The following is a 10,602-nucleotide window of genomic DNA, read 5'->3' as shown; positions in this document are numbered from 1 at the left end:
AATATCAACTACTACAATTAAAGTATATTTCATGCTAAATTTATTCATGAAAAGACGACATAAAAATTTATTTTTAACCCATCTCGTGAATAAATACCCCCTATCTATCTTATAACATGGAACTATAAAACTACTTTCATAATTATAATAGATGCATAGCGCTCTATTTATAGCCTAAGTTAGTAACGCCAACTAGCCAACTAAATATTATCCAAGTTTTCCTATATTGGAGTGCGTTCCAAACACTACTTATGCTTTTAATTTCCCTAAAGCATTAGGCTACTTTTTAACCATTCTTATGAAGCAAGAAACGCCACTCATCACAAAGACCCAACGTCCAGATTGGTTGCGAGTTAAATTACCCACAGGTAAGCATTATAGGACGGTCCGTGATATTGTAGATGAGCACAAGCTACACACCATTTGCACCAGTGGGAATTGTCCCAATATGGGTGAATGCTGGGGAGCAGGCACAGCTACTTTTATGATATTAGGTAATGTTTGCACCAGAAGCTGTGGCTTTTGTGCAGTAGCTACTGGAAGACCTACTGTTTATGATAAAGACGAACCGAAACGAGTAGCTAAAGCCATTCACCTGATGGGAGTCAAACATGCAGTTATTACTTCTGTCAACCGAGATGAACTAAAGGACTGTGGCGCAGAAATTTGGCACCAAACTGTTAGAGAGATCAAAGCTTTGAATCCTGTTACCACTATAGAAACATTAATTCCAGATGTAAAAGCAATTTGGTGGGCACTAGAACGAATGATTAGCCCAGGTCAAGAGGTGGTTTCTCATAATATAGAAACGGTAGAACGACTCTATAAAAATGTTCGTCCACAAGCTAAGTATGCGCGAAGCTTAGAGCAACTCAGACGGATTAAAGCATATGGCAAACGATCTAAATCAGGGATTATGCTTGGATTAGGGGAAACAGACTCCGAGGTCTATCAAGTTATGGATGACCTGCGAGAGAATGGTTTGGATGTTTTAACACTGGGTCAGTATCTACAGCCTACTAAACAGCATCTTGCAGTCGCTACTTTTGTACATCCCGACAAATTTGCTCATTTTAAAGAGGAAGCGCTCAAGCGTGGGTTTTCTTACGTGGAATCAGGACCGCTGGTCCGTTCATCGTACCATGCAGAGCGGCATGTTTAACTTGAAACTCGGTATGTGACTTTCAAAAAGTATCTATTCATGACAGACATGGGCAATATAAGCTAATAACTAGCTTTTATATATCTTGTTAGCTGAATTTGCTCTATTTCTTTTGTAATTGTTTCTTTTAGCAGGTCTATATTTAGCCCCTTTGTTGCAGCAATAAAAACAACCGGATAATGCATCATGCTACTCCCATATGCCTCACTTCTTAAAACAGCTTCTATGGGTATATCTATGACTTGGCTAGTGCTTGATACGGTTTCTATACTTTTCTTGATGATATCAACCTTGTTGAATACCAAAATAGTTGGCAAAGTTGCTGCGCCTATTTCTTGTAAGGTCTGATTGACTATGCTTATTTGTTCTTGAAAACTATCGTGTGATGCATCTATTATATGCAAAAGCAAATCTGCTTCTTTAATTTCTGCTAGCGTAGACTTGAAACACGCTACCAAAGTATGCGGTAGTTTACGAATAAAGCCTACTGTATCAGTTAATAAAAATGCGTTATCATTTAATACTACCTTACGTACAGTAGCATCTACTGTAGCAAATAACTTATTATCAGCCAATATATCTGACTTGGATAGCAGCTTCATCAAAGTAGACTTTCCTACATTGGTATATCCTACCAATGCAACCCGGATCAAATCAACTCGTCCCTTACGCCTGGTAGTACATTGCTGTGCGATATTGGTTAACTTTTCACGCAGTTTGGTAATTTTATGTTGAATAATTCTTTTATCTGTCTCCAATTCTTTCTCACCAGGGCCACGCATACCTGCACTACCCCCTTTTTGACTTGAAAGATGGGTCCACATTCTAGTAAGTCGTGGTAATAAATATTGGTACTGTGCTAAGGCTACCTGTGTCCTGGCTTGTTTGGTTTGCGCACGCATAGAGAAGATATTAAGAATCAATAAGCTTCTATCTAATATCTGACAGGAGAGTAATTTTTCCAAGTTCCGAACTTGTGAGGGAGAAAGTTCATCATCAAAAATGGCATAATCAATTTTTTCTTCCTTGATAAAAGCAGCTATTTCTTCTAGTTTTCCTTTGCCTACAAAAGTAGCACCATGTGCATGGTCTAACTTTTGCATAAAGTTTCGCACAATTTTCAACCGCCAAGTATCTGCCAAGAAGGCTAGTTCCGTAAGATATTCTTCTGTTTTGGCTAAAGGTTGCCGGGGTGTAACCAGGGCTATAAGAATGGCCGTTTTGGCCTGGTCATTAACGATTGCATTAGATGCATTAGGGTTGTGCGTTAACATAGTGGCTAGGCAGTTTATAAACTAAAAAATATAAGCTACAAGCTTAATAAAAAAATATTACAAAATAGCATCCAAAATCGCTAATTGCCTACAATGTATGAATAACAATCAAATGAATTTTTAGTTTGATCCATTACTCCTAGCAAAAAATAACCATTTTACGCTAGTTTCTCGATTAACTTTTTATATTTATTATATTTACTTACCATAGAATAAAATAGCTGGTAAGGTAGGCTTTTTTACAAAAGCAACAAGCAGCTTAAAGCAACCTTTAAAAGCCTATGACAGACAAAAAATCCAATGAATTTACTCTCTTATTCATCATCTTCTATAATTGAAATACCGCTTCGAGAATTATTAGATCTATGCTGTCAAGCCTTAGCCTTGGATATACCTAATAAACTAGAATGCCGTGCTATTGTTCAACAACTGCTGGCTTATTATTTGCAAGTTAATGCAACAGACTACATCCTAAATCCATTATGTACCATTGCACCTGCTATTCACATCAAGCTTTTAGATGCTATAGATAGATTAAAAAAGCAGGAGCCTATTCAATATGTTATTGGGTCCACTTATTTTGCTGGTAATTGCTTGAAGGTAACGCCTGCTGTACTCATCCCACGGCCAGAAACAGAGGAATGGGTAACATGTTTAATGCATCATCTTTCCGATCCTACTTCTATTCTAGATATAGGTACTGGTAGTGGTTGCATTGCTATTACGCTCAAACAGCACTTTCCCAAGGCGGTAGTAGAAGCTATTGATATAAGTAAAGCCGCGCTAGCTGTTGCTGCATATAATGCAGCCCAGATAGGTGTAAAAGTTCATTTTACAGCAGCAGATATCCTAACGGATCCCCTTCCGGCATCTAGTTGGTCGTTAATTGTGAGCAATCCCCCCTATGTTCGCATGCAGGAAAAGCCTTTTATGCATGCAAATGTAGTAGATTATGAGCCTCATTTGGCTTTTTTTGTTCCAGATAATGATCCACTTATATTCCATAGGCGCATCATTCAACTTGCGGCGCTTCATTTGCGTAGAAATGGTATACTCTGCTTAGAAATCAATGAGGCATTAGGCGAAAAGATTGTAGATTTACTACATCGCGCAAATTTTAAGCAAATAACTTTACATAAGGATATGCGTCAAAAAGAAAGATGGATTATGGCTGTTTCTGAACATAAACCTGGTAACTGAGTTTACATTTAAATATTGGTATATTAACTATGCAGTATGCACTAAAGATAACAACCTTATTAATTGTTATTGTTGCCTATACATTTTGTAGTGTTAGGGCTTTTGGGGCCAATCACCAAATGGATCGTGATGCGTTGCGACTTCAAAAAGAAAACGTGGGTATGCCGCAAGAAACAAATGCTCCTGTAGAAGAAGAAGCTATACAGGTAGCCAATGCAGCCTTACCTTTAGTCAAAGTGGCACATAAAGATGTTATGGACCTTTTGTATCTCTTTTTTGTTCCAAAACCGATGCATTTGTCTAGTTATATCCCTTTGTTACAGCAGGTTGGGGTAAGAATAAATTGGGCTCAGTGTCTAAAGAATTGCTGGTCTATTGACCAAAAAAGTTATGGAGGAGGTGTTGACATTTATTTTTGTGGTCCGATACAGTTATCTATTGATGTGGGCTATCTAGCTGATCAACCTAAAAACATAATCTATGGCAATACGTTACCTTATACCTTGAAGGGTAGCTATGGTTTAGGGGGGCTTCTCTGCATGATGCATCCTAATCGTCTGACGAATTCCTATTGCGGGATAGGTTATGGTTACAGTCGATTTAACCTTATCTATGGTGATGATATAGCTTCTTCTAATCCCTTTGTAGCCGGTTGGATAAAGCTACTTGGAGGCTCTGAACTTAGCTTAGTGCCTCAACTTTATGGAGGCATGCAACTGGGCATAGCCTATCTTATGCATGGCAAAAAAAATGATGATCGTCAAGTATCAAATTATACTATTCCAGGTTATGGAAAAGTAGCCAATAAAATAGAGTTCGATATAACATTATATCTAAAATGGAGTATCTCTTTCTTAGAAAAGAAAATAGTTCTTTAGGTTATATGATATAATCAGCGCAAGCCATAGAAACAGCTTTTTAATTAAAATGCTATGTCAAAATTAGCTGTTATTGATTTAGGTACCAATGTTATAAATCTTTTAGTAGGGGTAGTTGAACCAGAAAAGTATACCATACTTTATGAAGAAAAAATTACAAGAACTGTTGTTGAACAGCTTCCTTATGATATGCATATCTCATTAGAGGAACAAAACAATATTGTCAATACTTTGGTCGCCATTAAAAAAAAGCTGGATATAGAGGGTGTTCAATTTATTGCTGCCAAGGCTACAAGTCTTTTTCGGGATTCAGTTAATGCACCTGATATCATTGAAGCGATTCATTTTGCAACAGATATTAAAGTAGAAATTATTTCTGGCATAGAGGAAGCTAGCTTAATTTATCATGGTATCAGTTCTTGCTTCAATTTAACAGATTCAAATGGCTTAATCATTGATATAGGAGGTGGGAGTGTGGAGTGTATTATCTTTAACGAACTAAAGCCACTATGGGAAAGAAGTTTTGAACTAGGGATACGTCGTGTTGCGGCTCAATTTACTTATAGTGATCCCATTACACCACTTCAAGTGGACCTTTTAGAAGACTATTATCGCAAGGCTTTGGCACCTCTTTTTGTTAGAACAAATCGTTATAGGCCTGGTCAACTTATTGGAAGCTCTGGTGCTTTTCGGACATTATTGATGTTATACAAATGGCACTATGATCTTTCTGCTATTGAAACAAATAGCAATATAAAAAGAGTTTCTCAGGAGCAGTTTTTTAAAATTTATCAAGTTATTCAAACCACTCCTGTACATATTTGGGAAAAAGAACTTCCTATTGCACCTATTTTTTTAAAACTGCTGCCATTATCAGTTAGCCTTATTAAGGTCATTTTGCAAACATGTGATTTACAAGAGATCATTATTTCAGATAATTCTCTAAGAACAGGATTGTTTATGCGAGAATGGGATCGCTTAAAAAACGAAAAGATTATTTGATTTTTTCCGCACTCCTATTTTGCAAATGAATGCTCAAAGATGTCTATTATCCGACACTACCCTCTAAAGTCAGTGCCAAGAGTTTTTGAGCTTCTACAGCAAACTCCATAGGTAACTGATTAAGCACCTCTTTGCAGTAGCCATTGACAATAAGTGCAATCGCATTTTCATGATCAATACCACGTTGATTGCAATAAAATAGCTGGTCTTCACTAATTTTAGAAGTAGTAGCTTCATGTGCTACCTTTCCAGTTGGGTTGTTTACCTCTATATAAGGAAAAGTATGCGCACCACAATTATTACCGATCAACAAAGAGTCGCACTGAGAAAAATTAGTTGCATGGGCAGCTTTAGGTGCCAGTTTAACCAAGCCTCTATAACTATTATTGGATGAACCAGCTGCAATCCCTTTGGCTACAATACGACTCTTGGTATGTTTACCTAAGTGAATCATTTTTGTTCCTGTATCTGCTTGCTGTTTGTTCTTGGTGACTGCCACAGAATAGAATTCGCCTACTGAGTGGTCTCCCATTAAAATGCAGCTAGGATACTTCCAAGTAATGGCTGAGCCTGTTTCGACTTGTGTCCAAGAAATTTTAGCATGCGCGCCTGCACAAAGACCTCGCTTGGTTACAAAATTATAGACACCACCTACCCCATCTTTATTACCTGGATACCAATTTTGTACAGTAGAATATTTTACATGAGCTGCTTTTTCAGCATAAATCTCTACTACAGCAGCATGTAATTGGTGCTCATCGCGCATAGGGGCCGTACAGCCTTCTAAATAGCTAACATAGGCATCTTCTTCTGCTATAATTAAAGTTCGTTCAAATTGGCCCGTGTTGGTAGCATTGATGCGAAAATAGGTAGAGAGCTCCATAGGACAATGAACTCCTTTGGGAATATAACAAAAAGACCCATCGCTAAATACAGCAGTATTTAGGGTCGCAAAGTAGTTGTCAGTCATGGGGACTACTTTACCTAAATACTTTTGAACCAAATCAGGGTACTTTTGAACGGCTTCACTAAAAGAACAAAAAATAATACCTAACTTATTTAAGGTCTCTTTAAAGGTAGTGGCCACAGAAACACTATCTAATACCACATCCATGGCTACACCAGTTAGCCTTTTTTGCTCTTCTAATGAAATACCTAAGCGATTGAAAGTAGCTAAAAGCTCTGGATCAGCTTCTTCTAAACTATTTAATGCTACTTTTTGTTTAGGGGCGGCATAATAAATAATATTTTGATAATCTATAGGCGGGTAGACAACCTTGGCCCAAGTGGGCTCTTTTAATTTGGATAAGTGATCAAAAGCCTCTAAACGCCTTTGTAACAACCAATCTGGTTCTTTTTTTTTCTCAGCAATTAAGCGAATGGTGGCTTCCGTTAACCCTTTTGGAATTGAATCTACAGGAATATTGCTTTCAAAACCATATTGATAATCAAATGCATCAATAATATCTCGTATAGCTTGTGCTTCTTGTGGCATAAATTTCTCCAGACTAGATAAATTATATTGTTATAGGTGCCGAGCTTATGGCATTGGATTATGTCTCTTCTACTGGTTCCGTATATTGTAAGGCTTGTTGAGCAGCCATTTGTTCGGCACATTTTTTAGTCCTACCCGTCCCTGCTCCCATAACTTTTTGATTGATAAGGACCTGAGCGGTAAATTCTTTATAATAATCATATTGCTTCTCCTCCAGAATTCTAAACACTACTTGAAGATGGTTTTTATGAGCCCATTGAATAATTTTACTCTTAAAGTTAGTATCATGTGCTATCAGCTCTTTTAAGCTTACATAATTGACTATCAGACGATCAATAACAAACTTTTGACAGCGTTCATAACCATGATCTAAGTAAACAGCACCAATAAGCGCTTCTAATGCATTGCCATAAATAAACTTATGACCACTTCGTTTTACTAGATTCGTATCATAATGCAAGAACTTATCTAAATGAATTTTACGTGCCAACCCATTTAAGGAATCTCTGTTGACCAATCTTGAACGTATATCTGTTAAAAACCCTTCTTCCTTTAAAGGATATTTCTTGAATAGATAGTCTGCAACAATGGCAGATAATATAGCATCTCCCAGAAATTCAAGACGTTCATTGGAAGTGTGTCCTTCTTCTATGGAACTATGCTGAAGGGCTACTTTATACAACGCAAGATTTGAAGGGATCATTCCAGTAACTGTTCTTACGAAAGAGGCTAACTGCTGGGTAGTACGATCTTTCTTGATAAAAAAGTGTTGCAGTAAACTTAGAAACCTTCCCATTTCTTGAAGATAATAGAAACATTATGGCCACCAAAGCCAAACGCATTGTTTTGAGCAAATAAGATAGATCTTTTTTCTGGCTTATTCAAGGTTAGATTAATTCGTGAATCAATGGCCTCATCTAATACCTTATGGTTAATAGTTGGCGGAACTAGTTGATGCACCAATGCTAAAATAGTAGCAATAGACTCTATAGCACCTGCTGCACCCAACAAATGCCCCGTCATTGACTTAGTCGAGCTAATATTAAGCCTATAAGCATGAGCGCCAAATACCTCTTGAATAGCTTGAATCTCATTGATATCACCTAATGGTGTACTGGTTCCGTGGGCATTAATGTAATCTATACAATCGGGTAAAAGACCAGCACTAGCTAGCGCACGTTGCAATGCTAACATGACCCCTCCTTTATCTGGTGCGGTAATATGATAAGCGTCTGCAGACATGCCTACTCCTACTACTTCAGCGTAAATTTTAGCATTTCTTTTTTGAGCATGGGCATAAGACTCAAGTATTAAGGCACCTGAGCCTTCCCCCATCACAAAACCATCTCGTGTCTTATCAAAGGGGCGAGAAGCGGTTAAATAGTCTTCATTACGGGTAGAGAGCGCTTTTAATGCATTAAATCCAGCAATCCCTACTTGAATAATAGGTGCTTCTGAGCCACCTGCTAACACTACATCTGCATCGCCTAATTTAATCAACTGAAAAGCAGATATTATAGCGTTTACTGCAGAAGCACATGCAGATACTGTAGAAAAGTTAGGTCCTTTAAATCCATACTTAATTGACAAGTAACCAGCCGGAATATCTGGTATAATTTTAGGGATAAAAAAAGGATTGATTTTAGGATCCATATTATTGCCCGCAAGTGCCAAAACAGTTGCTTCTGTAGTACCTAAACCACCTATACCAGAACCCCATATAACGCCTACACGTTCTTTATCTATTAGAGAAGTGAGTAAGGAAGCATCCTGAATAGCTTCATCGCCAGCAACCATAGCATACTGGGTAAATGGATCCATTCGCCTGATATCTTTTGCATCAAGGTAGATATGCGGATCATACCCTTTTAGGCTACAAGCAAACTTAGTTTTATGCTTAGCAGGATCAAATCTATGGATGGGCTCTGCACCACTTTGACCAGATACAAGACCATTCCAATAGGCTTTTACATCATTACCAATTGGCGTAAGAGCGCCTAATCCTGTAATGACTACTCTTGTGGGTAACATAGAAAAGAATAAGGTATAATTAAGAACAACCCTTGGCTAAGCCCTCGGTTTGACTAAGACTTCTACCAAATAATCTACCACGCTACCTACAGTTTGTAGGTTGGTAGCCTCATCATCCTTGATTTGCATATCAAATACTTTTTCAAACTCCATAACCAACTCTACTTGGTCAAGGGAGTCAGCACCTAAGTCATTTGCGAAATGGGCTGTAGTTACTACCTCTTCAGCTGAAACATTCAGCTTGTCAACAACAATAGCTACTACTTTAGCGAAAATATCTTCCCTAGTCATTGAATTAACTATTTTATGTTTTAATTGAATTGAATTATTATCTTACTAGGCGATTACCGAATGCTCATTTTTACGCGCTCTGCCTTCCAACTAGCCAACTTTTGATCTGCCTGCTCTTGTGTAATGGCTCCCTTTATAACACCTACTTGAAGGTGCTTTTTAAGCATAACACCTTGCTTGGATAAAAGGGTTTTAACCGTATCAGTAGGTTGTGCACCCTGAAAAAGCCACTTTAATGCACTTGCTTCATTAAGTTTAACGGTTGCAGGAGCTGTATTGGGATTATAGTTCCCAATTTTTTCTATAAAACGGCCATCCCTTGGGGATCTTGCATCCGCTACAACAATGTCATACTCTGCTAGATGCTTTCTACCGCATCTAGCTAATCTTATTTTTACAGCCATAGTATTTTTAGCAAATCTCGTTTGCAGATAGTTAATAGATTATTTTTTTCTTGTTAGGCAAACAAATATCAAACAGATATACGACTAAACCTCACCCACGGAAACAATAGAGCGCATGTTTTTCTTTTTGTTAAAAACAACTAGCCCATTTGTTAAGGCAAATAAAGTATGGTCCCTACCTAGGCCAACATTCTTACCAGGATAATAACGGGTACCTCTTTGTCTAACAATGATATGGCCAGCTTTTACAGCTTCTCCACCATATTTTTTTATGCCGAGCCGCTTACTTTCTGAATCTCTTCCGTTACGGGAGCTACCAGCTCCCTTCTTATGTGCCATGGTATTATATTACTTTACAATATCTTCAATAACAATCCTCGTGTGATCTTGACGATGCCCTCGTTTTACCTTATAACCATTCCGTCTTTTTTTCTTAAAAACGATAATTTTATTTGCCTTAGTATGTTCCAATACTTTAGCTTTAATGGTTACCCCATTGAGGGTAGGCGTACCAACCATTATAGTTCCGACTTCGTCATCTAATAGTAAAACTTTATCAAGGGTGAGCAAAGTACCTACTTCACCTTGCAATTTAGGGGTGTAAAGCCACTGCTCTTTAGAAACTTTAAATTGCTTCCCAGCTATTTCTACAATTGCATACATATGTTTTTATAATCTAAAGAATAATTATCTCTTCTAGAAATAGAAAAAATAAATTTTAACAAAACTAAGCTTTTTTCTATAAAATAAAAAATAGACCTCTTGCCAAACCTGCTTTTGATGAACTATTTTTAAGAGAAGCACAGTGACGTACTGCAACAAAATGCATGTATTTGAGAAGCATAGACAAGCTTCGACACCAAAA

Annotated in this window: 12 protein-coding genes; 4 read left to right on the top strand and 8 right to left on the bottom strand. The window is 37.5% G+C overall.

Translation table 11 applies throughout. From position 1 onward, the window contains the following. Window positions 1-298 precede the first annotated feature (298 nt). The gene (gene lipA, locus MUW74_RS03360; protein WP_243519141.1) at window positions 299-1,162 is read left to right on the top strand and encodes a lipoyl synthase; all 864 of its coding nucleotides are present in this window, start codon (window positions 299-301) and stop codon (window positions 1,160-1,162) included. 62 nt (window positions 1,163-1,224) lie between these two features. Here the strand turns inward: lipA and hflX are convergent, their stop codons facing one another. Further along, window positions 1,225-2,436 carry a GTPase HflX gene (hflX, locus tag MUW74_RS03355; RefSeq protein ID WP_243519144.1) on the bottom strand — a complete coding sequence of 404 codons (1,212 nt, stop codon included), beginning with the start codon at window positions 2,434-2,436 and terminating at the stop codon, window positions 1,225-1,227. 300 nt (window positions 2,437-2,736) lie between these two features. Between hflX and prmC the strand changes: the two genes are divergently transcribed. From prmC to MUW74_RS03340, 3 genes are read left to right on the top strand one after another with little or no spacing between them, the layout of a single operon-like run. Further along, window positions 2,737-3,636: a peptide chain release factor N(5)-glutamine methyltransferase gene (gene prmC / locus MUW74_RS03350; RefSeq protein WP_243519147.1), complete on the top strand. Its 900-nt coding sequence runs from the start codon at window positions 2,737-2,739 to the stop codon at window positions 3,634-3,636. Between the two features lie 29 nt (window positions 3,637-3,665). After that, window positions 3,666-4,514: a hypothetical protein gene (locus MUW74_RS03345; protein ID WP_243519150.1), complete on the top strand. Its 849-nt coding sequence runs from the start codon at window positions 3,666-3,668 to the stop codon at window positions 4,512-4,514. 54 nt (window positions 4,515-4,568) lie between these two features. Beyond that, window positions 4,569-5,516, top strand: coding sequence for a hypothetical protein (locus tag MUW74_RS03340; protein WP_243519153.1), 948 nt, complete (start codon window positions 4,569-4,571; stop codon window positions 5,514-5,516). Window positions 5,517-5,562: 46 nt separating this feature from the next. Here MUW74_RS03340 and sufB read toward each other — a convergent pair whose 3' ends face one another. From sufB to rplU, 7 genes are all read right to left on the bottom strand, one after another. After that, a complete protein-coding gene (sufB, locus tag MUW74_RS03335) occupies window positions 5,563-7,011 on the bottom strand; it encodes a Fe-S cluster assembly protein SufB (protein ID WP_243519158.1) in 1,449 nt (482 codons plus the stop codon). Between the two features lie 58 nt (window positions 7,012-7,069). After that, on the bottom strand, window positions 7,070-7,807 hold the full coding sequence (rnc, locus tag MUW74_RS03330; protein WP_243553067.1) for a ribonuclease III: 738 nt from the start codon (window positions 7,805-7,807) through the stop codon (window positions 7,070-7,072). Continuing rightward, complete coding sequence (gene fabF / locus MUW74_RS03325; RefSeq protein ID WP_243519165.1) at window positions 7,792-9,042, bottom strand: beta-ketoacyl-ACP synthase II; 1,251 nt, start codon at window positions 9,040-9,042, stop codon at window positions 7,792-7,794. Before fabF ends, rnc begins: the two co-directional genes overlap by 16 nt. 36 nt (window positions 9,043-9,078) lie before the next feature. Then, window positions 9,079-9,333: an acyl carrier protein gene (gene acpP, locus MUW74_RS03320; RefSeq protein WP_243519168.1), complete on the bottom strand. Its 255-nt coding sequence runs from the start codon at window positions 9,331-9,333 to the stop codon at window positions 9,079-9,081. Between the two features lie 53 nt (window positions 9,334-9,386). Next, entirely contained in the window at window positions 9,387-9,737 is a 351-nt protein-coding gene (gene rpsP, locus MUW74_RS03315; protein WP_317208327.1) for a 30S ribosomal protein S16, read from the bottom strand. A gap of 84 nt (window positions 9,738-9,821) precedes the next feature. Next, window positions 9,822-10,076 carry a 50S ribosomal protein L27 gene (gene rpmA, locus MUW74_RS03310; RefSeq protein ID WP_243519170.1) on the bottom strand — a complete coding sequence of 85 codons (255 nt, stop codon included), beginning with the start codon at window positions 10,074-10,076 and terminating at the stop codon, window positions 9,822-9,824. Window positions 10,077-10,085: 9 nt separating this feature from the next. Continuing rightward, window positions 10,086-10,400, bottom strand: a complete 315-nt coding sequence (gene rplU / locus MUW74_RS03305; protein WP_243519172.1) for a 50S ribosomal protein L21 — start codon at window positions 10,398-10,400, stop codon at window positions 10,086-10,088. Window positions 10,401-10,602: the final 202 nt, after the last annotated feature.

Origin of the sequence: Candidatus Cardinium sp. cBcalN2 (assembly GCF_022810445.1) — a bacterium.
Classification (GTDB): domain Bacteria; phylum Bacteroidota; class Bacteroidia; order Cytophagales; family Amoebophilaceae; genus Cardinium.
This window is presented reverse-complemented; position numbering and strand designations above follow the sequence as displayed.